This is a genomic window from Staphylococcus sp. aM, from assembly GCF_052975125.1.
In genome coordinates this window covers 2078024-2102180 of record NZ_CP121447.1, presented here as the reverse complement: position 1 = coordinate 2102180, position 24157 = coordinate 2078024, and the positions used below count along the sequence as shown (strand labels likewise).

Genomic DNA, 24157 nt, shown 5'->3' with positions numbered 1-24157 from the left:
AAGGTGATATGAATGCAAATATTATTAGTAGAAGATGATAATACATTGTTCCAAGAACTAAAAAAAGAGTTAGAACAATGGGATTTTAATGTGGTTGGTATAGATGATTTTGGAAATGTTATGGATACATTTGAAGCATTTAATCCAGAAATTGTTATTCTAGACGTGCAATTGCCAAAATATGATGGCTTTTATTGGTGTAGAAAAATGAGACAAGTGTCTAATGTACCTATTTTATTCTTATCATCCCGAGATAATCCAATGGATCAAGTCATGAGCATGGAGTTAGGTGCTGATGATTATATTCAAAAACCATTTTATACCAATGTTTTAATAGCTAAACTCCAGGCGGTTTATCGCAGAGTATACGAATTTGGTGTTGAAGAAAAACGTACATTGAACTGGCAAGATGCTGTAGTAGATCTATCAAAGGATAGTATTCAAAAAGGTGATCAAGCTATCTTTTTATCTAAAACAGAAATGATCATTTTAGAAATGTTAGTCAATAAAAGAAATCAAATTGTCTCACGTGATACGCTAATCACCGCATTATGGGATGATGAAGCTTTTGTAAGTGATAATACCTTGACTGTCAATGTCAATCGCTTGAGAAAGAAACTATCTGAAATAGGTATGGACAGTGCGATAGAAACTAAGGTTGGTAAAGGATATATGGCACATGAATAATTTAAAGTGGTTTTGGTTATTCGTTAAATCGCGATTAAATTGGATCTTATGGATTGTATTTATCAATCTAGTTATGATCGGAATTTCGTATATAGATTATGATATTGCAGCAGATAGTGTTTGGTATATCGTAGTTTTGAACTTAGGTATGAGTGTATTATTCATTATTTTTACGTTTTTCAAAGAATCTAGGTTGTCTAAGCACTTTTATAAAAATAAAGAAATAGAAGAAATTAAACATAAAGATTTAGCTGAAACACCATTTCAACAACAAATCGTAGACTATTTATATCGAAATATAACATCGCAAAAAGATAAGGTATTAGCGCAACAGGTACAAATCAAAAACCATGAACAAAGTATTACAGAATTTGTTCATGATATTAAAACACCAGTAACAGCAATGAAGTTATTAATTGATCAAGAGCAAGATTATAAACGTAAACAAGCATTGTTATATGAATGGTCGCGTATTAATGAAATGTTAGATAAACAATTATATTTAACAAGGTTAGAAACTCAAAATAAAGATATGTACTTTGACTATGTATCTTTAAAACGAATGGTTATAGATGAAATTCAGTTGACGCGTCATATTAGTCAGGCTAAAGGTATTGGATTTGAATTGAATTTTACGGATGATTTTAAAGTTTATACAGATTTAAAATGGTGCCGTATGATGATCAGACAAATATTATCTAATTCATTAAAATATAGTGAAGATAATATGATCGAAATGAATGGTAAATGCACAGATCAGCATATCGTATTAGAAATAAAGGATTATGGACGGGGTATAAGTAAGAAAGATATGCCAAGAATTTTTGAAAGAGGTTACACGTCAACAGCTAATAGAAATGAAACGACGTCCTCAGGTATGGGTTTGTATTTGGTTGATAGTGTTAAATCACAATTAGGAATTGAAATTAAAGTGGAATCTAGCGTAGGAAAAGGAACTACTTTTAGTCTCATATTCCCACAACAAAATGAAGTGATTGAACGCATGTCTGAAGTGACAACATTGTCATTTTAAACATGCGTTTTGTTACACAGAATTAGCGCATTTGTTATATACAATCGTTATAATAATATTGAATAGTTATGCGTTTCATTATATCTACAAATGATGTGGCATCAACGATAAACAGTTGATAATCATAGGAGTGTTAAAGTGGCAATATTAGAAGTAAAACAATTAACAAAAATATATGGGAATCAATATTCACCGCAAGAAGTGTTACACGATATCAATTTATCAGTTGAAAAAGGTGAATTTATCTCGATTATGGGGCCATCTGGTTCAGGAAAAACAACCTTATTGAATGTACTCAGTTCCATAGATTATGCAACGCGAGGATCGATTAAATTAAATGGTCAATCATTAGATAAATTATCAAACAAAGCTTTATCAAATATTCGTAAAAAAGACATTGGGTTTATTTTCCAAGATTATAATGTCTTGCATACCTTAACTGTAAAAGAAAATATTATGCTACCATTATCGGTGAAGAAAATAGATAAACAAGAAATGAAACAGCGATATGATCGAATCGTGGAGGCATTAAATATTAGTGATATCAGTGATAAGTATCCATCTGAATTGTCAGGAGGACAAATCCAAAGAACGTCTGCCGCTAGAGCCTTTATTACTAACCCGTCAATTATCTTTGCTGATGAACCAACAGGAGCATTAGACTCTAAAAGTACACAAGACTTATTAAAACGACTGTGCAAAATGAATGAGAAATTTGATACTACAATTATAATGGTTACACATGATCCAGTAGCTGCCAGTTATTCAAATCGAGTAGTTATGTTAAAAGATGGAAGAATATTTACAGAAATTTTCCAAGGTGAAGATGATAAACAAACCTTTTATAATGAAATTATTAGAACACAAAGTGTACTTGGTGGCGTGAATTATGACCTTTAAAGAAATTATTTTTAAAAACTTCCAACAAAAGTTTTCGCATTATGCCATATATTTATTTTCTTTAGTGATTAGTGTAGTACTGTATTTTAGTTTTATTACTTTAAAATATGCACATCATTTACATGGCAACCAGAATTATCCAATCATTAAAGAAGGCTCTCAAATAGGTAGTTATTTTCTATTTATCATTATTATCGTATTTATTTTGTACGCGAATTTGTTATTTTTAAAACGGAGAGGTCGTGAATTTGCCTTATTGCAAACAATCGGTCTTTCAAGATTCAATATTTTACAAATGATTATGATTGAACAGTTACTTATTTTTATAGCGACTTCTATTTTAGGTATTATCATCGGTATTTTTGGATCTAATATACTATTAATGATTGTTCTAAGATTACTCGGTATTAACATTACTGTTTCAATCATTTTCAGTGTGTCTGCTATTTTACAAGCAATTTTATTAATTGTTGTGGCATATATTTTAACCATAGGTCAAAGCTATTTTTATATAAGGAGACGTTCGATTATAGAATTAGCCTCTAATATGACTAAGAGAGAAATCAACCATAATCGTTTTACAATTGGTGAATTAATTTTAGGTGTATTAGGCGTTCTTATGATTCTGACAGGTTACTATTTATCGACTACAGTTGTTCAACATTTTAATAGTATTTTTCAACCGTTTGTCATTTTAATATGTACTGTGATTGGAGCATATTTCTTTTTTAGAAGTACTGTTTCTTTAATTTTTAAAGCAATTAAAAAAGTGAGACAAGATACAGTAAGCGTCAACGATGTGATGTTTACTGCACCAATTATGTATCGTATAAAGAAAAATGCATTTTCTTTAACTGTTATGACAATTATTTCTGCTATTACTGTATCAGTATTGTGTTTTGCAGCGATTAGTCGTGGGACGTTAACCAATGAAGTTCTATTGAATTCGCCACATGATGTGACATTAAAAGATAAAGAAAAGGCAAATGAATTAGCATATGAATTAAACAATAAAAATATTGAGCATTTTTATAATTATAAAGAAGTTGTTTATAGTAAGCTGTTTAAAGATAAATTATTTGAAAAAGGCATTGCTAAACCATATGAAGTATCTGTAACAAGTGACAAGTATATCCCTAATGTTGAAGTGTCGAAGGGTTACACAGATATTATTGTACCTGAAGGTAAAGTGAGTGATGTCATGAAATATAAGAAACACGGTGCAACACAATTAGGTACACATCAACACGCCATCAAGGTTAAATTAAATAAAGAAATAAACCAAGTTTATTTTATGAGCGATGTTGATTTAGGAGGGCCTACTTTAGTATTAAATGATAAAGATTACCAATACTTGAGAAATCATGCTAAAGCTAAAGATATTGTGTCTCAATATGGATTTGATATTAAGCATAAAAAGGATATGCCGGAATTGCAAAGCGCGGTAAAAAATGTAGATAAAAATATTGAAACAAGAAGTGAAGCGGCAAGTGAAATTTCTAGTTTAACGGGTGTATTACTATTTGTTACATCATTTTTAGGGATCACATTTTTAATTGCTGCAGGCTGTATCATATATATTAAGCAAATCGATGAAACAGAAGATGAAATAGAAAATTATTCTATATTGCGTAAATTAGGATTTTCACATCGAGATATGGCAAAAGGTTTGAAATTAAAGGTTCTATTTAACTTTGCATTACCATTAATCATTGCTTTATTACATGCTTATTTTGCTTCATTAGCATTTATGTCATTATTAGGTGCGACCAATCAAATCCCTATATTTATTGTTATGGCAGTGTACACAGCCATCTATGCTGTATTTGCTCTAACAGCGTATAACCACTCTAAAAGAACAATTAGACATTCAATTTAAGATTAATAAAAAAGGATTTCATTGTGATTATAAAATGTACAATGAAATCCTTTAACTATATGATTTGAATGATTATTGCGGGATTTGTTCACTCACAATAGTTTGTTGTTTTAAATCAATATATGAACAAGTACCAGCATTGATATCGATATACCATTTATAGATACCAGCTTGAGCCATTTCTTCACAAAATGTAGGGAAATCAGTCTGCCCTGCTTGATGTCGTTTAAGAATGTCTTTTACCTCATCTGTATTTGAAGTATCCGCGATAGGATGTGATACTTTAACACCTTCAGCGGTAATCGTTTGTTCGTTAGTATTTGTATAAACAGATGTACCATGCTGAATATTCACTTCATTACTGACCATTCCCATGTCTTTAAATGCTTTAAATAGTTTGGGGAAATCAGGACCTGTATATTTTTCATGTGCTTCTTGAATCGATTTTAATGTAAATTCCATAGTTATCTCCTTTAGTATAGTAATGCTAGTATAAAGTGGAACAGGTAAGATAGCAAAATTTATGTTTTATACTTACTACATGGGAAATTGATTGAAAGACATCATTTAAAACGTTAAATTATAAAGTGGATTGGTCATTATACTCCTTTTGTGCATAATAGGAAAGGGTATGTAAATTTTTAATTGCGTATTTGTTAAGAATTTGTAAATTGAATTGTAGTTATGTAAATTTTGTGATATTTTCAAGTAGGAACAAATCGCAATTTATATGAATGCAATCATCATTGCTTATAACTATGATTTACATAATATTTACAAAATGAAAAAGTGAATCTCCTTTTTTCTGAAAATTGTAAATGTGTTCCTTATAATAGGTTTTATGGAGTAAAAATTTATGAATGTGATTGGCAACAATCGCTCAAATGGAGGATTTTGAATGTTTAGTAAGAAAAAAGATAAGTTCATGGTTCAGTTAGAAGAAATGGTTTTTAATCTTGATCGTGCAGCAATTGAGTTCGGTAAAATGGATTTCAATACACACTTAGATTTAAAAGCATATTCTGATAATATCAAAACTTATGAATCTCATGGTGATGAATTAATGCATCAAGTGATTACTGATTTAAATCAGACTTTTATCACACCAATTGAACGTGAAGATATCTTATCTTTATGTAATGCAATTGATGATGTATTAGATGCTATGGAAGAAACGTCAGCAATGTTTGAAATGTATTCTATCGAATATACAGACGAATACATGGCTGAATTTGTTGAAAATATTCAAAAGGCAGTTGCAGAAATGAAACTAGCTGTAGGTTTATTAGTAGATAAAAAATTATCTCACATGCGTATTCACTCAATTAATATTAAAGAGTTTGAAACGAACTGTGACGGTATTTTAAGACAATCTATGAAACATATCTTCAACAGTGAAACAGATCCAATCACATTAATTAAAATAAAAGATATTTATCAAAGCATGGAAGAAATTGCAGATAAATGCCAAACAGTCGCAAATAATTTTGAAACTATAATCATGAAAAATAGCTAAAGGGAGTCCTCACTTATGGAATATATTTTAATCGTCACGATAGCTATAGTTATATTTTCATTAATATTTGACTTTATCAATGGTTTCCATGATACAGCCAATGCTGTAGCTACAGCCGTATCTACGAGAGCATTAACTCCAAGAACAGCCATTTTATTAGCAGCAGTTATGAACTTTATTGGTGCTTTAGCATTTACTGGAGTCGCTGGTACGATAACAAAAGACATTGTAGATCCATTTAAATTACAACATGGATTGGTTGTAGTTTTAGCAGCAATTATCGCTGCGATTGCATGGAACTTAATCACTTGGTTATATGGTATTCCAAGTTCATCATCACATGCTTTAATTGGTTCAATCGCAGGTGCAGCTATTGCTTCAGAAGGATCATTTGGAGTTTTACATTATCAAGGTTTCACTAAAATTATTATCGTATTAATCGTATCTCCAATTGTTGCTTTCTGCGTTGGTTTTATTATGTATTCAATTGTTAAAGTCGTATTTAAAAATGCTAACTTAACACGTGCTAATCGTAACTTTAGATTCCTACAAATCTTCACTGCAGCGTTACAATCATTCTCACATGGTACTAACGATGCGCAAAAATCAATGGGGATCATTACTTTAGCTTTAATCGTTGCTAATATTCAAAATGGTTCAAACGTAGAACCAGCATTATGGGTTAAAATTGCATGTGCTACTGCTATGGGTCTTGGTACAGCAGTCGGTGGTTGGAAAATCATCAAAACTGTTGGTGGTAATATTATGAAAATCAGACCAGCGAATGGTGCTGCAGCTGACTTGTCATCTGCGTTAACTATTTTCGTAGCATCATCATTACATTTCCCACTTTCAACTACACACGTTGTATCTTCATCAATTTTAGGTGTTGGTGCTTCTAACCGTGCGAAAGGTGTTAGATGGAGTACAGCACAACGTATGTTAATTACTTGGGTAATTACATTACCTATTTCAGCAGTATTAGCAGCACTTGTATACTTTATCATGCATTTCTTCTTAAAATAATATATAACATAGCGATTTAAATAGTCAGGTTGAGCGGGTAAGAAACTCGCTCAACCTTTTTTATACATTAAATGTTACAAATTAAGAGAGTATAATAGGGGGAAGAGAAATGAAGAATGAACGCGCACTTGTTTTAGGTGGTGGCGGAATTACAGGCATCGCATGGGAGTCAGGTGTATTAGCAGCACTTATTGAAAATGGCATGAACATAAGTCAAATTGGCAAAATTTTTGGGACTTCTGCAGGAGCCTTTGTTGGCGCAGTATTATCAAATAATCAAGACATGAAAGCATATTACCACTATCTGAATGAAAATAAGGACCCTAATGAGCAGACTAAGCTAAAAAAAGAAGTTTATGAGATGTGGAGACAGGCTTATATTCAGGGTGGAAATAACCAAGAAAATATTGGACGATTACTTGGAGAGATGATCGACCAAGTTCAACCTGTTATTTCAATGAAGGAAAGAAAAAAGGCGATAGCTAAAAGATTAAACGGTTCAAAATGGACGTCGCAATTAGTGATAACGGCTATCAATGCTCGGACTGGACAATTGGAAACGATTAATCAACAAATTGGAATGGATTTGATCGATTCTGTAGCAGCAAGTGGAGCAGTTCCAGGATTATGGCCTCATGTGACGATGAATGGAAAAGAGTATATTGATGGGGGAATGGTTTCATCAACAAATGCATGTTTAGCTAAAGATTTTAAGCAAATTTTGATTATCGCCCCGTTAACACAGAAAATAGGGAAATTACCTAATGTGTTTGATGATGAAATAACTTTATCCAACACAAGTGATGTCTATACTATCACTCCAGATGAATTTAGCAAAAGCATAATAGGTGATAATATTTATGATGCGAGTGTTATTATTGAGGTTGGTAATGCTGGATATGAACAAGGAAAGCGTCTCGCTAAGGAAATCAAAGCACTTATGCCAGAATGGTTGTCTTAGTATTAGATTAATTACGATGATAAATAAAAGGGAAAGTTTCATTTAAATAGAGATCATCAGTTAAGATAATAAAAAAACACCAACAAAGTGATGTGCTTTGTTGGTGTTTATATATATTGATGAAAAGTATAATTAATTTTATAGTATCTCACTTTGTTAGTGGATGAATGCGTAACTTGACACTTCAGAAGCTGGAATTGTTCTGTAGTTTGTGTTGTAAGGTCCATTAGTATAGTTCATTTCTGAAATTAAGATACTTCCGTCGCCATTAACACGTTCAACGTATGCAACGTGACCATAAGGACCTGGGACACTTTGCATAATTGCACCTACTTCAGGTGAATGGTCTACTTGGTAACCGTCATTCGCAGCACCAGTAGCCCAATATTTAGCATCTGACCAATATGTGCTAATTGGTTTACCAGCTTGAGCACGACGGTCAAATACGTACCATGTACATTGTCCTTCAGTATATAAATTTTGATGGTTAAATGATGGTGATTGTGTGCTTGTATTACCTTGTGTAGCTGTTGCACCACCAGAACCAGCGCCTGCACCAGAACCGCCGTTAGGAATTTTTAAAGTTTGGTTTGGTGTGATTAAATAACCGTTTAAATTATTTGCTGACATTAACTCGTTAACTGATACACCGTATTTATTTGCAATAATATTTAATGACTCACCTGATTGTACAGTATGTGTTGAAGGTGATCCTGATTGTGAAGAAGTGTTTGAACTTGAGCTTTGAGAAGCACTTCCACCTACTGTAATGACTTGTCCAGGGAATACCATATTATTATCTAGATTATTATTTTGTTTAATACTATCTACTGACGTATTATATTTCTGAGCGATAGTCCATAATGATTCACCTGACTGAACTTTATGTTGAGTAGAAGCTTCGGCATCGTGATGAGAAAGTGCTGCGGCTGCGCCAGAAGCGGCAGTTACTGCAAAGGCTAACTTTTTCAAAGTGACTCCTCCTTAAATTTGCTTTAATATTTTTTATAGAATTATGATTAACGATGTATCATCGCGTTCTCGTTTTTTACTACGCTATCCATACTAACAAAAATATGAGTCTCTGTGTGGTTTGTTATTATCTTGTAATATTGTTAACAATTGGGAATAGAAATATTTCATTTGTAAAAATGCTGATATGACAGTTATGAAGTGGGTTTTCGATTGAAAAATTCAATAAAAAAGTTTTATAAATTGTAACAAAGTGTATAGTATATATAGAAATACCTACTAAGTATATCATTTTTCATTATTATTACTTTTTTTAATTAATATATTATTGTAAAATCGTACCATTAGATTAACAAATCATGAATGAAGGAGCAGAATATATGTCACATGCTGCACAACATACAAATGAAACAAAAGATAAACATCGTTCACATGCTTATGCTAAAGTTTGGCTATTCTTCATGTATTATTGGATTATTTTTGGGATTGGGTGTTATTTTGGTCAATTTTTACCAATGGAATGGAGAAGACCTTTATCTCTTGCATTAATGGTCTTAGTATTAATTACCTTAGTATTTCAACGTGCACGTAAGTATGGCTTAGTTATTTCACATATTTATGCCATTATATTGGGTCTTTTGTCATATGCTATGTTTACTAGCTATTTACAAAATTTAGGACCGGAAGTTTTTTATAAGAATATTATACTAGCCATTGGTGCTTTTATTGCTTTTGGTATTGTAGGATTCTTTTTAATCAACGATGCATCAAGTATGGGAAGATATTTATTCGTTACTTTATTAGCATTAATTATTGCAAGTATTATTGGAATATTTATCCATAACCCTATTTTCCATACTATTATTACAGTCGTAAGCTTATTATTATTCTTGTTATATACGCTTTATGATTTTAATAGGATGAAGCGAGGGCAATTTTCTCCAAGAGAAATGGGCTTTAATCTATTTATCAATCTGTTAAACATCATTAAAGATATACTTCGATTGGCAAATCGATTTAGATAAATAAAATAACGATTGTTAAAATACAAAGATGTTGGCGTGAAATTAACTGTTTGATGTAAAATATTTTCTTAATGTCTTTAACTAAAGCATTAAGAAGTTAACGCCGCATCTTTTTTTATTCAAAATATTTATGTTGTTTTATAACTTAATTTTTTATAGATATATAAACAAGTATATTTTTTTGGTACGTGTTATAATTGCGTTAAATTATTTCAAGTATGCATTTAGAATGATGATTATGTTTAGAAGCTATATTGGGTTTATTAGAAAAGAGAGGGAGAAATATGCCGAATTCGTATTTGCGTATACTATCTAATGTTGAATATCCAACAACTAGGTGCCAAGATGGTATCATCTTATTTTGGCCATTAGAGAGTGATATGCATGTTCAAAAATTTCGTAAACAAATGACGATTAATAACGACATCTATATCATCAACAATGCTGATGTATTTAGTGTAGACACAAAAGGTAGAATGATCATGCTATATCTAACAAGTGATTGGTTTACTGAGCAAGGTTTTTCATTTTTTGAATTCCAATATACATCCAATCTGATTAAATCTTCTAATCTACTTAAAGACTTGATTTTACAGTTAGCACTTAAAAGAATTAACCACGATAATCAAGAAATGCTAGATCAACTTACAAGGGAAATTGTTCAAATCATTGGTACAGAAGCAGTTGTAGATAAAGATATTGCAGTTAATCAATATAACTATACATATTACAATGATTTAAAAGAGGAATTAGAATATATCGATAATCATATTGAAACGAGATTGACGTTGAAAGATATATCAACAGATCTTTTTATATCAAAATCAAATATTTCTTCCCAATTCCATCAATTAATAGGTATGGGCTTTAAGAGATATGTAGATACTTTAAAAATTAATAAATCAATAGAAATGCTTCTAACAACTAATGACACAATTAGTCATATTAGTGACGCATTAGGTTTTAGTAATATGTCTACATTTTCTAAAATGTTTAAAGGCTATTTGGGTGTGACGCCCAATGATTATCGTAAATTGTCTAAATATGATAAGAATGTGATGTTTAAAGTAAATATTGAAGCTGATGAAGATATTGAAGCTTTCAAAACTTATGTTGAAAATTTAGTAGAACAACATAATATTGAAAAATACGAAGATATTCAACTAGATGTTGGAACGGCTAATAAAGTTAAGCCGTTTCATAGCATTATTCAAATCCAGACAATAGAAGAAATTCGATATCTATTTTTATATGATAAGTTTGAAAAATATGACTTTTCTCGTACTGATGTTATTTTCTATATTGTGCCAACACTCACAGAAATTTGTGATGTCATGACTCATGACGACAAACGAAAAATTGCAGAGGTTATTATAGAAAGAGGTTTAAGGGTTGCTTTTAATATTGATAATTATAGAGTTATTGATCATTTAGGAATTTGCTTTAATGATGCAGTGTTAAAATTGAAAAATGCTATGAAGTCAATTCCTCATCAATATGAAGTGATTTCGGTATTCAGTTTAGATGAAAAGGAAATACGTGAAGTTTATAGAGATATTATTAAGTTTCAAGATTTGCATATTAATCATGTTATCGGTTTAGATATAACATGTTTGTTAGATGATCCTGTACTATTAAAATCTATAGAATCACAAATTAAGCGATTGAAATTCGAATATTTATTTATAGATAATGCCAAATTAAAAACATCCTATTTAATAGATGAAAATGAGCATTTATTATTAAAAAATGAGATTCAATTAAAGAATTTAAAAGCAATATTGAATGAAATTGACTTTGTAAAAGAGAAGATGATTTTACTAAATGTAGAAAACCATCAACTCATCAATGATAAAGATAATGATTTGAGCAATAGTGCACCCCTTATCATTGAAACGATATCCGCTTTAAGAGAAACGTTTGCCGGATTAGGTTTTAATTTATATGATCATACACAGCTTTTTAATACATTACACTTATTTGATAAGAACGGTTTTAAAACAACATTCGGCTTAATATTTAATGAGTTAACTTGGTTATTTAATCAAGAATATGTTGATGCAAGTTACTACAAAAAAGTAGAACTGGAAGACAGGTACGTATTATGTTTATTTGATTGGAGAATTATTGAAAACGAAGCTACAAATGAGAACTATGAAGATAGTCATGTGTATGTAAGTTTTGATCAAACGCCTCCCAATAAGAGCTACTTTATTTTTATAGGAAAAATAAATAGTTATAGTGGAAACCTAAATCATTTAATAGCCAAAGATTTAAGAAATAAATATGACTGGACAAGTGAATTTCTAGATACTATAGATTATTACTTTAAACCTATGGTAGAAGTGATTGAACATGATTTTACAGAAAAATCGCTAGACATTAATCTCAGTTATAATTCCTTTTATATGATTACTATATTTAAAAATGAATCTAAAATCAAAAGAGCGTGGCACAACTCAATTTAAATTTATCGGTAATTTTGACAATAGATTAAAAACAAACAGGAAAGACAAATTTTCAGATATTTAGGATAATGTTATTATACGTTGTCTGTTTATATTTGGGGGTGCAAGTCTTTTGAATAAAGAGAAGTTAGATAAGTTATTAGAATTTTACAAACAATATAAAGCATTATCTGAATATATAGATCAAAAATATAAGTTAACATTAAATGATTTAGCTGTTTTAGACTTGGCAGAAAAGAATTGTCAAGAAGAACAAATGTTAATGCAAACATTTTTAAAAATTGCTATTTCAGAATTAGAATTGAGCAGAACTAAATTATTAGTTTCTATTCGTAGACTGATTGAAAAAGATAAATTAAGTAAAGTAAGATCTAAAGAAGACGAAAGAAAAATTTATCTATATATGAATCAAGACAACATGAAAGAATTTAATGCTTTATTCAATGATGTTGAAGAATATTTAAATATTTAAATATCTACATATAAGTTAGTTCCTAATTTTAGGAGCTAATTTTTTTATGTTTAATGATATATCATCTAACTGTATACTATAGTGAGTTCAAACGTTATCAAAGAGATAGGTTACTAGTGGTATATAATCGATGCAAAATCATGTATAATATAGAATGTTAATTATAGAGAATGAAAGCGAGATGACCATAATGGGACGTAAGTGGAATAATATTAAAGAGAAAAAGGCTCAAAAAGATAAAAATACAAGTAGAATTTATGCTAAATTTGGTAAAGAAATATACGTAGCAGCAAAATCAGGTGAACCGAATCCTGAATCTAACCAAGCCTTACGATTAGTATTAGAACGTGCAAAAACATATTCCGTACCAAACCATATTATTGATAAAGCAATCGATAAAGCTAAAGGTGCTGGAGAAGAAAACTATGACCACTTAAGATATGAAGGTTTTGGTCCTAGTGGTTCAATGTTAATCGTTGATGCACTTACAAATAATGTGAATAGAACAGCGTCTGATGTTCGTGCGGCTTTCGGTAAAAATGGTGGTAACATGGGCGTTTCAGGTTCAGTTGCTTACATGTTTGATCATACGGCTACGTTTGGTATTGAAGGTAAGTCTGCTGATGATGTATTAGAAGAGTTGATGGAACAAGATGTAGATGTTAGAGATGTGATTGATGCTGAAGGTTTAACAATTGTTTATGCAGAGCCAGATCAATTTGCACAAGTTCAAGATGCACTAAGACAAGCAGGCGTTGAAGACTTCAAAGTAGCAGAGTTTGAAATGTTACCTCAAACAGATATTGAGTTATCACCTGAAGATCAAGAGACTTTTGAAAAATTAGTAGATGCATTAGAAGATCTTGAAGATGTTCAAAATGTATTCCATAATGTGGATTTAAAATAATGACTAACGCACAATATTGGATTGATCAACTACAAATGACACCTCATCCAGAAGGTGGGTATTTTAAGGAAAGTATACGTCAAGGCTCTTCGAATTCAATAAGAGCTGCATTCAGTAGTATATATTTTCTATTAACACCAAATGATATTTCACATTTTCATCGAATTGATGCTGACGAAGTGTGGTACTATCATGCTGGCCAATCTTTAACTATTCATATGATTATGCCTGATGGTAAATACGAAGCGGTACAATTAGGTACTAATATTGAAGCGGGAGAAGTTTTGCAGTATGTTGTACCTAAAGATACTATTTTTGCATCTTCTTTTGAACATAATGAAGGGTTCTGTTTAGTAGGTTGTATGTGTCAACCTGCGTTTGAATATAAGCATTTTGAATTATTTAAAGCACATGAATTATTAGCATTATATCCAGAACATCAAACAGTTATAGATAAATATGCCCTAAAAGATAAATAGCTGATTTTTGGCATACCTATGAGAGCAACTTACCTCGTAGGTATGCTTTTTTATGTTAATGTTTAACTGAGTTTTAATATATATTGTAGTGTCTATTAATGTTTTAAAATGATTAGAATTTAAATTAAATAAATTCATAGTAATTTAGTCGTTTTAAAGTAAAATGTCTTGATATGTAGTAGAATATAGATAAATCCATTTTACGACAATATATAACTAGGTTCGGCATATGATGACATTACAGAACCATTTTTATATAATGAGAACAAGGAGTTGGTGACTGTGAAAGTAAAATATATAGACAAACGTCACTGGCGTCGCCTGATTGAAAGAGAATATACAGAGGTTAAAGTTAATAATAATAGATTTAAAGGTATTATAGGCTTGGTCACGATGAAGAAAGTACGTGAACCTTTAGAGGTGACGGTAGTTGGTCAAAATATTATAGTCGCAGATGATAATTATAAATGGTTACAAATATTACCTGAAAAAAAGAGATATAGTTTGACCGTTATGTTTGATGATAAGGGGAATCCACTAGAATATTATTTTGATATTAATATTAAAAATATCACTCAAAAAGGGAATGCACGTACTTTAGATTTATGTTTAGACGTTTTAGTATTGCCCGACGGATCGTATGAATTAGTTGATGAAGATGATTTGTTATTCGCATTACAAAATGGGCAAATTAGCCAAAAGCAATATCACGAGGCATATATTATTGCGCATCAGTTAATGATTGAAATTGTAGAAAATTTTGATGATATACAGAGCAAAGTGATGAAATGTTATCATAAAATCAATCAAAAATATAAGAAAAATAAACACAATCATCCATTTAAAAGTAAAAAAGTGCATCGAGTAAAATCGTCTGATAAAAAATAATGCATATGACACTTGTATAAAAAATAGAAATGACAATATATAGAAGCATTTAAAAGAAACGTTACATTCTAGGGGGACACTATGAAAATAGATGATTATCGTTTATTAATTACATTAGACGAAACGAAAACATTAAGAAAGGCAGCAGAAATATTATATATTTCGCAACCAGCTGTCACACAACGGTTAAAAGCTATTGAAAGTGCTTTTGGAGTAGATGTTTTTATAAGAACGAAAAAGCAACTTATCACAACAACTGAAGGTGCAATGATTATCGAACATGCACGTGATATGTTGAAAAGAGAGCGTTTGTTTTTTGATAAAATGCAGGCACATATAGGGGAGGTCAATGGAACAATCTCTATTGGTTGTTCTTCTTTGATAGGCCAAACACTACTACCTGAAGTATTAAGTTTATATAATACTCAATTTCCTAATGTTGAAATTCAAGTACAAGTAGGTTCAACAGAACAGATTAAGGCAAATCATAGAGATTATCATGTCATGATTACTAGAGGAAATAAGGTCATGAATTTATCTAACACGCATTTGTTTAATGACGATCACTATTTTATCTATCCTAAAGATAGACGTGATGAAGTTACAAAACTACCATTTATTGAATTCCAAGCTGATCCCATTTATATTAATCAAATTAAGCAATGGTATAACGATAATTTAGAACAAGATTATCATGCGACGATAACTGTTGACCAAGTTGCTACATGTAAAGAAATGTTAATTAGTGGTGTAGGGGTAACGATTTTACCTGAAATTATGATGAAAAACATAGATAAGAATATGTTTGAATTTGAAAAAGTGACTATAGATAATGATCCACTTATTCGTTCAACTTATATGAGCTATGATCAAAGTATGTTACAACTACCTCAAGTAGACTCATTTGTTAATTTAATGTTGAATTTTATTCGTTAGATACAGTAAACAGATTCGCTTAATGAATAGAGGTTATTCTTATGTTTAAAGAATTGTTATATATCAAAAATTACAAGTTATTTGTTGTGAATATGTTGCTATTAGGTATGGGTATTGCAGTAACGGTACCCTACCTTGTTTTATTTGCAACGAAAGATTTAGGCATGACGACGAAACAATATGGCCTATTATTAGCTTTAGCAGCTATCAGTCAATTCACAGTTAATTCAATTATTGCTAGGTTTTCTGATACACATAATATTAATAGAAAATTTTTAATTATAACGGCGCTGTTTATGGGTGCGATTAGTTTTTCTATTTATTTTTTTGTGAAAGACATTTTATTATTTATTATCCTTTACGCCCTTTTTCAAGGATTGTTTGCGCCTGCAATGCCTCAACTTTATGCATCCGCTAGAGAATCGATTAATGTTTCAAGCTCTCGTGAAAATGCCAAATTTGCCAATACAGTTTTAAGATCAATGTTCTCGCTAGGTTTTTTATTTGGGCCATTTATCGGTTCGCAATTGATTGAACTGAATGGTTATTCGGGATTATTTGGTGGAACGGTTTCAATTATTTTATTTACTCTGATATTACAAGTCTTCTTCTATCAAAATTTAAATGTGAAGCAACCCATTTCACAACAACAACATGTTGAAAAGGTAGCGCCTAATATGTTTAAGGATAAGACGTTACTTATTCCATTTTTAGCGTTTATCTTATTACATATTGGACAATGGATGTACACAATGAATATGCCATTATTTGTTACAGATTATCTTCATGAAAAGGAAGGTCATGTAGGCTATTTAGCAAGTTTATGTGCTGGATTAGAAGTACCATTCATGGTGATTTTAGGTATCTTATCTAGGAAATTACCAACACGAACTTTACTTATCTACGGTGGTATATTTGGCGGGGCATTTTACTTTAGTATTAGCTTATTTAAAAATTTCTATATGATGTTACTCGGTCAATTATTTTTAGCCTTTTTCTTAGCAATATTATTAGGGATAGGTATTAGTTATTTCCAAGATATATTACCTGATTTCCCGGGTTATGCATCAACATTATTTGCCAATGCAATGGTAATTGGTCAACTATGTGGTAATTTATTAGGTGGAATGATGAGTGGATGGGTTGGTTTGGAAAATGTATTCTATGTTTCAGCTGGCTCATTGTTTTTAGGAATTATATTAATTTTCTTAACCAAAGATCAAAAAATTACAAAATTAGATGTGGAGTAGTTTAAAATGACAGTGATATTATGGTGTTTAATTATAATAATGTTCATATTAGCATTTGTAGGATTAGTTAAGCCTGTAATTCCTTCCGTTTTAGTGATGTGGGTAGGATTTTTAATCTATCAATTTGGATTTCACAATGGGAAATTATCTTGGATATTCTATTTATCAATGATTGTTTTAACCATATTAATCTTTTTAGCTGATTTTCTAATGAATAAATATTTCGTAGGGAAATATGGTGGTTCTAAATTCGGAGAGTATGGTGCTATTATTGGTGTGATTATAGGTTGTTTTGTATTACCTCCATTTGGAATTGTCGTAATACCTTTCATACTTGTGCTTGTTATCGAATTAATACAAGGTTATGATTTTAAACGAGCTATTAAAGTGGGGTGTGCTTCTATAGTCGCATTTTTAGCAAGCACGATTGCACAAGCTATCATTATGATTATTATGGTTATTTGGTTTATGCTGGACATCTTTTTATTTAATTAGATACGAATAGGAAATTGAAAAAGCCCTAAATGAATGTTGAACTTCATTTAGGGCTTTACTTATGCGCTTGATAAATCAAGCTGTTATAAGGTTGTATAAACATTTTGAGTAGCATACAATGCGAGATGATTTGAATTTTTACATGATTGTATTTGCATCTTTATTGAAATAATGATGATCAATATAAAATGAAATCGGAGTAATAATGATAGAAATTATAATAAATGACCAATTACTTACATTAATATATGGTCCGAATGCTAGAAAAGATTGCGGTATGAAAAAGACGTAAAACAACGCAACGATTAACAGTGCAATCACTGCATAGGTTAAGAGCCAGACCCAATTTGAATTGTTAAAACACTGCAATTGAATCGTTTTAAATATCATCCAAATAAACAAGAAGATAATAAATAAGCCAATAATGACAGTGATTGGAAATGTGTATAGGTAAAGATAGTTACTATCTCCACCAATAAAGAATCCGATAAATCCTTTTAAAAAACAAAAGATGCCTATTAATAATACAAAATGTTGATAGATATATTTAAATATATTTTTTACTGTTTCGTTTGGCAGCTCTTTTAATTGTTTTTTAGCGTGCATTTTAGGATTGTGGTTAAAGAATTCCATTGCCAACATACCTTTATCTTCAGCACTAATTAAATGCTTTAATATTCGATTCAACATAACTTCTGAATCATGTGGATTCACACTTAAATCAGAGCGAATATAGGTCATATAATTTTCAAATATTTCTCTATCTGTATTATTTAAACGTAGTGATTTTACATTATTTTCTTTAGCTAATTGGGCAGTAGACTTCATGAGTGCTTAAGCGCTCCTTTAAAATAGTTTAAGTAGTATGAAAAGTGAGATATATCTCTCATTGATGTGAGAAATGTACTACCTTGTTTTTAGACATCGAATATAAATAGTGTACACATTTTAACCATAGTTTAGCTATACACTAAGGAAATTGTGTGTCATTGTTAGTCAGTTATTACCAATATAGGTGTTAATTCACAGAGATGCAAGGGTATGTCAATATTATATTACGCTTAATCATACCATAGAAATTGGTTAATTATCATATCAAGTGTAGGAGTTAAATATGAGAAAGTTAACATTAAATCATCAAACAACGATTAATGAGGTAGCAACCATACATGAACATTTATTGGAAAATCAAGAAGTCAATTACAAAGCAACTCAGACATCTATCGCATTAAGATATGAAATGATTAATGCAAGATTGCGTCACACAAATGATACTATATTACTTCTAGAGCATAATCAGGAGATAAAAGGTTTTATCTGGGGACATTATGAGTTACAAACTAAAACTGTAATCATTGAATTATTATATGTATATCCAGATTATCGTCGTCAAGGACTCGCCAAACAACTCAAAATGGCGATAGAACAATGGGCTAAAGACATAGGGGCAGTATCGATTCAGAGTACAATTCATATCAAAAATGAAGCAATGCTTAATTTGAATCGTCAGTTAGGTTATGATGATACGCATATTAGGATGCGAAAAGATTTAATGTAGAAAAATGAATAATTTATTATTTCATGATAAAATGAATTATATTTATAACTGTTTTTAAAGGAGTTTAACATGAAAAAGTGGATTATATTGTTTTTATCTGCAACATTGATGTTGTCTGCATGTGGTAAAAGTGAGGAAAAAGCTTCTTTAGAAAAGAGTGTAGACAAACTAGAAAAAGAAAATAAATCATTGAAAGCACAAAAGAAAAAGTTAACTAAACAAAAAGATGATTTAAAAGACCAACAAGATAAATTACAAAAAGAGGTAGATAGCACTGCCTCAAGTGAAGCAAGTAGTACTGATTCAAATGACAAAGATAGTGAAAAGCAAAGTAATGAAGACAAGTCATCATCTAAATCAAGTTTACAACAGAACGATCAACAATCAACTGAAGAAAAAGATGCAAGTAAACAAACTCAAAACCAGTCTTCCACGACAACTCAGTCTAAGAATAACCCAAATCAAACATCTCAACAGAATAGCAATAATAAGGCTAGTACAAATCAATCTAACCAAAAGCAATCCTCTTCAACACAATAGAATATGATATGATGGGATTACTATCATATCATTGGCAATATAATCAGGTTTGATTGATAAAAATTTAGGGTATTTTAGTTGATAAATGTATATACTATAGAACAAACCAATGTCATAAATATAACATTTGTCATTTAGAACAATGATGTAAAGAGGAGAGAAGCGCCATGCATGAACAAGATTTTAGTATTTTAGAAGGTAAAGCATTAACATTACCTGAATTAGGTAGAGAACTAGAAAATATTACAGGTAGACAGTTAATTGATTCTACAGGTGAAATTAAACGCGTGATTGCACACTTACCAAACTTTGAATCTGATACAGATACATTTGTAGCAACTTATCGTTTAAATCATCAAAATGATTTTATTGATGCAACATTTACTGCACCTAAAAATCAACGCGATCATTTAAAAGAAATCCCTGTGAATATTGAATTAATTAGTTATATCACTAAAAGTTAATATTTAAAATAAACTATCTAATATAATAGCGCGATATGAATCATAAACGTTTCATAGCGCGTTAATTTTATATTAAAATAAATGTGAAGATGTATTTATGGAGTAATGGAGTGTTAAAAAATGGTTGTTTATATTGAGACGGAGCGTTTAAAGCTACGAGATTGGGAAGAAAGTGATTTACTACCTTTTCAAAAGATGAATGCCAATCCACAGGTACGAAGATATTTTCCAAGTTTACTAAGTTATCGTCGTTCAGAACTTGATTTGAAGAAAATGGATCAAATTATTAAAGATTACGGTATAGGTTTATTTTCAGTGGAACTTAAAGAAACAAATGAGTGGCTTGGATTTATAGGATTAAATTACATTCCAGAGGATAGCGAGTATCCATTTAAAGAACTACCACTATATGAAATAGGTTGGCGCCTGATTCCTGAAGTTTGGGGAAATGGTATTGCGACAGAAGGTGCCGAAGCGGTGCTCCGATTTGCTAAAGAAAAAGGTATATCTAAAGTTTATAGTTTTACTGCTGAAACTAATTTACCATCAAGAAAAGTAATGGAAAAAATAGGGATGACATTCTTAGACCATTTTGAATTCCCAAATCTAAGTAAATATCATCCTTTGAAAAGACATGTGAGATATGAGATTGATTTATAAAATATAAAACAAAACGTCAAGAAGTAGAATGGTTAAATATATGACTGCCATTCTACTTCTTGGCGTTTTTCAGTTGGAAAAATGTGAAATTTTGCATTAACTTAAGCAAAGGTATTGCAATTATTCTTCTATAGATATAAAATATCCATAGATATTAAAATTCTACGAAAAAAGAAAGAAGGATAAAGTGATGAAAGCAATTATTTTAGGTGGTAATGGATTAGTTGGTAGAGAACTCACAAGACAATGGTTAAAAAGAGATCAAGACATAGAAATATATGTTGTATCAAGAAGTGGAAATAATGTTATTTCTCATAAAAATGTGCATAATATTAAAGGTGATATACAACATGTTGAACAAATTAAATCACAGTTACCTAATCAAGTTGACTATGTAGTTGATTTGATTGGTGGACCAGAAAAAGATGAACAAAAATTAAAAGCGTTGAACTTAGTACCAGCAGAAGTAACAATAAAACTTGCCGATGATCTACACGCTGAGCATATTGGTTTTTTAGGAGCATCATTAGGTCCTAAAGATTTCATTAATATTAAAAAAGATATTATCTCAAAATTAAAAGCAACCAATAAAAAGGTTAGTGTCGTAAGTCCTACAATTATTTATGGAGACGAAAGACAGGATACACTTGGTAAATTAATACCGTTATTTAAAGTTTTAGGTAAAGTATCTAAAAATATGAAACCTGTACATGTGACTGATGTAGCGCTAGCATTGTTAAAACAACTTATGAAATAGGAGGAATCAACATGAAAATAAGTAAACATTTTGAACAAGGTATTTATGTGTTACTTATTTTGGCAACTCAAGAAGGTCAAGGCGCCGTTAAGAGTCAAACATTAAGTGAAAAATTGGAAGTATCAGATTCTTCATTGAAGAAGATTTTGAGAAAATTAGTTGTTGCAGATTTAATCACATCAAATGCTAGTAAAGATGGTGGATTTCAACTTAATCGATCAATTGAAGATATTACTTTAAAAGATGTCATAGAGGCTATAAGTAATGGAGATGTCATTGAATATGAAATTTCTCATTTATCAAGAAGGATATTTTTTAATGATCAGCATATAAAAGATAGTGAGATGAAAGTGAAACAACAACTTAATTACGCTATTCAAGCATTTAACGAAAAATTAAATGAATTGCCTCTTGTGGAATTATTAGAAGATGAATATTTTAAACATAAACTTGTAGATTGGAATGATAATGATCGTACAGAACAATAATATCAATCAAATTAAAGTACATTTCATCAGAACTGGTTCAGATTGATACGGGCATGGGTAAAGAAGCTGAAGGTAAAGTAACGCCATTACCTGGTTTAGTTAGAAAGAACAAAGTGGCAATACCGAATGTGAAAGTCGGGGAACTGATAGATGACCAAATTAAAGAATTAGGATTTAATGTGTCAGATATTGATTATGTCATCTTAAGCCATTTAGATGGCGACCATGCTGGAGGTCTTCAATTATTAAAAGAAGCAAAGACTATGATTACAAGTAATGAAGAGTATCAAAAGGCAAATCAAAAGCATTCTATTAGATATAATACAGCTTTATGGCAAGGGACATCTTTACAACCATTCTATTTCAAAGATACACATATTGGCCCTCAAAAAAATCGTTTGATTTATTTGGTGACGGCACCATTACTTTAGTTCATACACCTGGCCATTCAGTAGGGTTAACGAGTTTCATAATTAAATCATTGCGAAATGATGATTATATTTTATTAGCTTCAGATGTAGGATATTACCCAGGAAATTGGAGAGAACTTAGATTGCCTGGCATTTTAAGTAGTAAAAAACAAGAAAAGCGTTCACTACAATGGGTACAAAATATTGAAAAAGATAGACACTGTTTAGGTATTTATGCAAATCATGATCCGAATGTAACCATCGATGAATTATCAATATAATTAATTAGAAATAAAAAAAAGCCAGAAAATGTAATTTAATTATTACATTTTCTGGCTTTTTTATAGTTAAAAGATTAATCATATGTACGAACGTCTAAAGGTTGATAGTTAAGTAAACCTTCAAGTAACGATTCTTTAGTATCAAATAGTGGTGCTAATTCGCGATATTTTTCATCAATAAACCCTTCAGCAATCATATGATTGATAAGGGATTGTAACGGTTCGAAGAAACCATTAATGTTATATACACCGATTGGCTTTTGATGAATACCGATTTGTGCCCAACTATACATTTCAAAGAATTCTTCTAATGAACCGGCACCACCTGGCGCCATAACAAATGCATCTGCAAGTTCTGTCATTTTATTTTTACGTTCGTGCATCGAATCTACAAGAATGAGTTCACTGACTTTTTGACTCGTTATTTCTTTTTCATCAAGCATTTTTGGCATAACACCAATAGCTTTACCACCATGGTCTAATACACCATCCTGAATTGCGCCCATAATGCCTACAGAGCCAGCACCAAAGACCAATTCATAACCTTTTTCAGCCATATATTTTCCTAATTCATAGGCTTCTTTAACGTATATATCATTGTTACCTTTACTTGCACCACAATAAACTGCAATTTTCTTCATCATAATCCTCCACTATTATTATTGTTGTATAAGTAATTTAAATTGATGTTCGAAATGTTGTCTGTCTTGCCTTGTAAAAGGAGGAGGGCCTTTATGTCTTCCGCCTTGCTTTCGGATTTGAGCATTGATATAACGTTGATCTAACAACTGTTGAATATTATTATCATTAAACAAGAATCCTTTGTGATGCATAACAAATTTAACTTTATTTAGTAATAAACTTGCTAAACCGTAATCTTGAGTAATTACAATATCTTCAGAAGAGGCAAGTTGGACAACTTTATAATCTACAGATTCTGGCCCATCATCGACATAAACAGTTCGAACATGTTCAGGGTCGATTTGTGTTGAGAAGTGACTAAAACTACGTATAATTGTAACAAAAATGCCTGTCTCTTGTGTTAATTCAATAACTGAACTAACAACAGGACAAGCATCTCCGTCAATAATAATTTGTGTCATTA

Annotated in this window: 29 protein-coding genes; 24 read left to right on the top strand and 5 right to left on the bottom strand. The window is 30.8% G+C overall.

Going from position 1 to position 24157, the window contains the following annotated elements:
• The first annotated feature begins 12 nt into the window (after window positions 1-12).
• The 4 genes from graR (at window position 13) to P7F85_RS10355 (ending at window position 4499) form a co-directional block, all read left to right on the top strand.
• Window positions 13-687: a response regulator transcription factor GraR/ApsR gene (graR, locus tag P7F85_RS10370; protein ID WP_002451014.1), complete on the top strand. Its 675-nt coding sequence runs from the start codon at window positions 13-15 to the stop codon at window positions 685-687.
• On the top strand, window positions 680-1720 hold the full coding sequence (locus P7F85_RS10365; protein WP_015365319.1) for a sensor histidine kinase: 1041 nt from the start codon (window positions 680-682) through the stop codon (window positions 1718-1720). Before graR ends, P7F85_RS10365 begins: the two co-directional genes overlap by 8 nt.
• 138 nt (window positions 1721-1858) lie before the next feature.
• Window positions 1859-2620, top strand: a complete 762-nt coding sequence (locus P7F85_RS10360) for an ABC transporter ATP-binding protein (RefSeq protein WP_002465987.1) — start codon at window positions 1859-1861, stop codon at window positions 2618-2620.
• Window positions 2610-4499, top strand: a complete 1890-nt coding sequence (locus P7F85_RS10355) for an FtsX-like permease family protein (protein WP_270251346.1) — start codon at window positions 2610-2612, stop codon at window positions 4497-4499. The genes P7F85_RS10360 and P7F85_RS10355 overlap by 11 nt, the downstream gene beginning before the upstream one ends.
• Window positions 4500-4571: 72 nt before the next feature.
• Here the strand turns inward: P7F85_RS10355 and P7F85_RS10350 are convergent, their stop codons facing one another.
• Window positions 4572-4961 (bottom strand): DUF1398 domain-containing protein, encoded by a 390-nt coding sequence (locus P7F85_RS10350; protein ID WP_002465992.1) that lies wholly within the window; start codon window positions 4959-4961, stop codon window positions 4572-4574.
• 436 nt (window positions 4962-5397) lie between these two features.
• Between P7F85_RS10350 and P7F85_RS10345 the strand changes: the two genes are divergently transcribed.
• From P7F85_RS10345 to P7F85_RS10335, 3 genes are all read left to right on the top strand, one after another.
• Window positions 5398-6015, top strand: coding sequence for a DUF47 domain-containing protein (locus P7F85_RS10345; protein ID WP_002433514.1), 618 nt, complete (start codon window positions 5398-5400; stop codon window positions 6013-6015).
• Between the two features lie 15 nt (window positions 6016-6030).
• Window positions 6031-7041, top strand: a complete 1011-nt coding sequence (locus tag P7F85_RS10340; RefSeq protein ID WP_002465970.1) for an inorganic phosphate transporter — start codon at window positions 6031-6033, stop codon at window positions 7039-7041.
• A gap of 109 nt (window positions 7042-7150) precedes the next feature.
• On the top strand, window positions 7151-8002 hold the full coding sequence (locus P7F85_RS10335) for a patatin-like phospholipase family protein (RefSeq protein WP_002465969.1): 852 nt from the start codon (window positions 7151-7153) through the stop codon (window positions 8000-8002).
• Window positions 8003-8158: 156 nt separating this feature from the next.
• Here P7F85_RS10335 and P7F85_RS10330 read toward each other — a convergent pair whose 3' ends face one another.
• Window positions 8159-8974 carry a LysM peptidoglycan-binding domain-containing protein gene (locus P7F85_RS10330; RefSeq protein WP_270251347.1) on the bottom strand — a complete coding sequence of 272 codons (816 nt, stop codon included), beginning with the start codon at window positions 8972-8974 and terminating at the stop codon, window positions 8159-8161.
• A gap of 380 nt (window positions 8975-9354) precedes the next feature.
• Between P7F85_RS10330 and P7F85_RS10325 the strand changes: the two genes are divergently transcribed.
• The 9 genes from P7F85_RS10325 to P7F85_RS10285 all read left to right on the top strand — a co-directional run bounded on the left by P7F85_RS10325 (window position 9355) and on the right by P7F85_RS10285 (window position 17894).
• Window positions 9355-9999, top strand: a complete 645-nt coding sequence (locus P7F85_RS10325) for a Bax inhibitor-1/YccA family protein (protein WP_002465958.1) — start codon at window positions 9355-9357, stop codon at window positions 9997-9999.
• Window positions 10000-10283: 284 nt separating this feature from the next.
• Entirely contained in the window at window positions 10284-12467 is a 2184-nt protein-coding gene (locus P7F85_RS10320; protein ID WP_002465967.1) for a helix-turn-helix domain-containing protein, read from the top strand.
• 112 nt (window positions 12468-12579) lie between these two features.
• Window positions 12580-12939: a transcriptional regulator, SarA/Rot family gene (locus tag P7F85_RS10315; protein WP_002451005.1), complete on the top strand. Its 360-nt coding sequence runs from the start codon at window positions 12580-12582 to the stop codon at window positions 12937-12939.
• Between the two features lie 190 nt (window positions 12940-13129).
• Window positions 13130-13846 carry a YebC/PmpR family DNA-binding transcriptional regulator gene (locus tag P7F85_RS10310; protein WP_002465997.1) on the top strand — a complete coding sequence of 239 codons (717 nt, stop codon included), beginning with the start codon at window positions 13130-13132 and terminating at the stop codon, window positions 13844-13846.
• A complete protein-coding gene (locus P7F85_RS10305) occupies window positions 13846-14325 on the top strand; it encodes a cupin domain-containing protein (RefSeq protein WP_002465994.1) in 480 nt (159 codons plus the stop codon). Before P7F85_RS10310 ends, P7F85_RS10305 begins: the two co-directional genes overlap by 1 nt.
• A gap of 282 nt (window positions 14326-14607) precedes the next feature.
• Window positions 14608-15213 (top strand): DUF402 domain-containing protein, encoded by a 606-nt coding sequence (locus P7F85_RS10300; RefSeq protein WP_015365314.1) that lies wholly within the window; start codon window positions 14608-14610, stop codon window positions 15211-15213.
• Window positions 15214-15294: 81 nt separating this feature from the next.
• Entirely contained in the window at window positions 15295-16149 is an 855-nt protein-coding gene (locus P7F85_RS10295) for a LysR family transcriptional regulator (RefSeq protein WP_002451001.1), read from the top strand.
• A gap of 35 nt (window positions 16150-16184) precedes the next feature.
• Window positions 16185-17399: a sugar efflux transporter gene (locus tag P7F85_RS10290; RefSeq protein ID WP_162832899.1), complete on the top strand. Its 1215-nt coding sequence runs from the start codon at window positions 16185-16187 to the stop codon at window positions 17397-17399.
• A gap of 6 nt (window positions 17400-17405) precedes the next feature.
• On the top strand, window positions 17406-17894 hold the full coding sequence (locus P7F85_RS10285) for a DUF456 domain-containing protein (protein WP_002465956.1): 489 nt from the start codon (window positions 17406-17408) through the stop codon (window positions 17892-17894).
• Window positions 17895-18032: 138 nt separating this feature from the next.
• Here the strand turns inward: P7F85_RS10285 and P7F85_RS10280 are convergent, their stop codons facing one another.
• A complete protein-coding gene (locus P7F85_RS10280) occupies window positions 18033-18722 on the bottom strand; it encodes a DUF1129 family protein (RefSeq protein ID WP_002450998.1) in 690 nt (229 codons plus the stop codon).
• Window positions 18723-19008: 286 nt separating this feature from the next.
• On the opposite strand from P7F85_RS10280, the gene P7F85_RS10275 reads away from it, so the two are divergent.
• The 8 genes from P7F85_RS10275 to P7F85_RS10240 all read left to right on the top strand — a co-directional run bounded on the left by P7F85_RS10275 (window position 19009) and on the right by P7F85_RS10240 (window position 23052).
• Window positions 19009-19452: a GNAT family N-acetyltransferase gene (locus P7F85_RS10275; protein ID WP_002465979.1), complete on the top strand. Its 444-nt coding sequence runs from the start codon at window positions 19009-19011 to the stop codon at window positions 19450-19452.
• Window positions 19453-19521: 69 nt separating this feature from the next.
• A complete protein-coding gene (locus tag P7F85_RS10270; RefSeq protein WP_002465957.1) occupies window positions 19522-19992 on the top strand; it encodes an SA0632 family lipoprotein in 471 nt (156 codons plus the stop codon).
• Between the two features lie 167 nt (window positions 19993-20159).
• Entirely contained in the window at window positions 20160-20456 is a 297-nt protein-coding gene (locus P7F85_RS10265) for a hypothetical protein (protein ID WP_002465973.1), read from the top strand.
• Between the two features lie 120 nt (window positions 20457-20576).
• The gene (locus P7F85_RS10260; protein WP_002465989.1) at window positions 20577-21116 is read left to right on the top strand and encodes a GNAT family N-acetyltransferase; all 540 of its coding nucleotides are present in this window, start codon (window positions 20577-20579) and stop codon (window positions 21114-21116) included.
• A 190-nt stretch (window positions 21117-21306) separates the two neighbouring features.
• Window positions 21307-21873: an NAD-dependent epimerase/dehydratase family protein gene (locus tag P7F85_RS10255; RefSeq protein WP_002465983.1), complete on the top strand. Its 567-nt coding sequence runs from the start codon at window positions 21307-21309 to the stop codon at window positions 21871-21873.
• A gap of 11 nt (window positions 21874-21884) precedes the next feature.
• A complete protein-coding gene (locus P7F85_RS10250; RefSeq protein ID WP_002465960.1) occupies window positions 21885-22361 on the top strand; it encodes an RrF2 family transcriptional regulator in 477 nt (158 codons plus the stop codon).
• Between the two features lie 53 nt (window positions 22362-22414).
• Window positions 22415-22792, top strand: a complete 378-nt coding sequence (locus P7F85_RS10245) for an MBL fold metallo-hydrolase (RefSeq protein ID WP_230623110.1) — start codon at window positions 22415-22417, stop codon at window positions 22790-22792.
• A gap of 122 nt (window positions 22793-22914) precedes the next feature.
• Window positions 22915-23052: a hypothetical protein gene (locus tag P7F85_RS10240; RefSeq protein ID WP_002465965.1), complete on the top strand. Its 138-nt coding sequence runs from the start codon at window positions 22915-22917 to the stop codon at window positions 23050-23052.
• 74 nt (window positions 23053-23126) lie between these two features.
• Here P7F85_RS10240 and P7F85_RS10235 read toward each other — a convergent pair whose 3' ends face one another.
• Complete coding sequence (locus P7F85_RS10235; RefSeq protein ID WP_002467142.1) at window positions 23127-23693, bottom strand: LOG family protein; 567 nt, start codon at window positions 23691-23693, stop codon at window positions 23127-23129.
• A gap of 18 nt (window positions 23694-23711) precedes the next feature.
• Entirely contained in the window at window positions 23712-24155 is a 444-nt protein-coding gene (locus P7F85_RS10230) for a YaiI/YqxD family protein (protein ID WP_002467145.1), read from the bottom strand.
• Window positions 24156-24157: the final 2 nt, after the last annotated feature.

Coding starts and splice junctions, on each gene's coding strand:
- graR (WP_002451014.1), top strand. CDS start 13: ATGCAAATATTATTAGTAGAAGATGATAATACATTGTTCCAAGAACTA.
- P7F85_RS10365 (WP_015365319.1), top strand. CDS start 680: ATGAATAATTTAAAGTGGTTTTGGTTATTCGTTAAATCGCGATTAAAT.
- P7F85_RS10355 (WP_270251346.1), top strand. CDS start 2,610: ATGACCTTTAAAGAAATTATTTTTAAAAACTTCCAACAAAAGTTTTCG.
- P7F85_RS10350 (WP_002465992.1), bottom strand. CDS start 4,961: ATGGAATTTACATTAAAATCGATTCAAGAAGCACATGAAAAATATACA.
- P7F85_RS10345 (WP_002433514.1), top strand. CDS start 5,398: ATGTTTAGTAAGAAAAAAGATAAGTTCATGGTTCAGTTAGAAGAAATG.
- P7F85_RS10340 (WP_002465970.1), top strand. CDS start 6,031: ATGGAATATATTTTAATCGTCACGATAGCTATAGTTATATTTTCATTA.
- P7F85_RS10335 (WP_002465969.1), top strand. CDS start 7,151: ATGAAGAATGAACGCGCACTTGTTTTAGGTGGTGGCGGAATTACAGGC.
- P7F85_RS10325 (WP_002465958.1), top strand. CDS start 9,355: ATGTCACATGCTGCACAACATACAAATGAAACAAAAGATAAACATCGT.
- P7F85_RS10320 (WP_002465967.1), top strand. CDS start 10,284: ATGCCGAATTCGTATTTGCGTATACTATCTAATGTTGAATATCCAACA.
- P7F85_RS10310 (WP_002465997.1), top strand. CDS start 13,130: ATGGGACGTAAGTGGAATAATATTAAAGAGAAAAAGGCTCAAAAAGAT.
- P7F85_RS10305 (WP_002465994.1), top strand. CDS start 13,846: ATGACTAACGCACAATATTGGATTGATCAACTACAAATGACACCTCAT.
- P7F85_RS10295 (WP_002451001.1), top strand. CDS start 15,295: ATGAAAATAGATGATTATCGTTTATTAATTACATTAGACGAAACGAAA.
- P7F85_RS10285 (WP_002465956.1), top strand. CDS start 17,406: ATGACAGTGATATTATGGTGTTTAATTATAATAATGTTCATATTAGCA.
- P7F85_RS10280 (WP_002450998.1), bottom strand. CDS start 18,722: ATGAAGTCTACTGCCCAATTAGCTAAAGAAAATAATGTAAAATCACTA.
- P7F85_RS10275 (WP_002465979.1), top strand. CDS start 19,009: ATGAGAAAGTTAACATTAAATCATCAAACAACGATTAATGAGGTAGCA.
- P7F85_RS10270 (WP_002465957.1), top strand. CDS start 19,522: ATGAAAAAGTGGATTATATTGTTTTTATCTGCAACATTGATGTTGTCT.
- P7F85_RS10265 (WP_002465973.1), top strand. CDS start 20,160: ATGCATGAACAAGATTTTAGTATTTTAGAAGGTAAAGCATTAACATTA.
- P7F85_RS10260 (WP_002465989.1), top strand. CDS start 20,577: ATGGTTGTTTATATTGAGACGGAGCGTTTAAAGCTACGAGATTGGGAA.
- P7F85_RS10255 (WP_002465983.1), top strand. CDS start 21,307: ATGAAAGCAATTATTTTAGGTGGTAATGGATTAGTTGGTAGAGAACTC.
- P7F85_RS10250 (WP_002465960.1), top strand. CDS start 21,885: ATGAAAATAAGTAAACATTTTGAACAAGGTATTTATGTGTTACTTATT.
- P7F85_RS10245 (WP_230623110.1), top strand. CDS start 22,415: ATGGGTAAAGAAGCTGAAGGTAAAGTAACGCCATTACCTGGTTTAGTT.
- P7F85_RS10235 (WP_002467142.1), bottom strand. CDS start 23,693: ATGAAGAAAATTGCAGTTTATTGTGGTGCAAGTAAAGGTAACAATGAT.
- P7F85_RS10230 (WP_002467145.1), bottom strand. CDS start 24,155: ATGACACAAATTATTATTGACGGAGATGCTTGTCCTGTTGTTAGTTCA.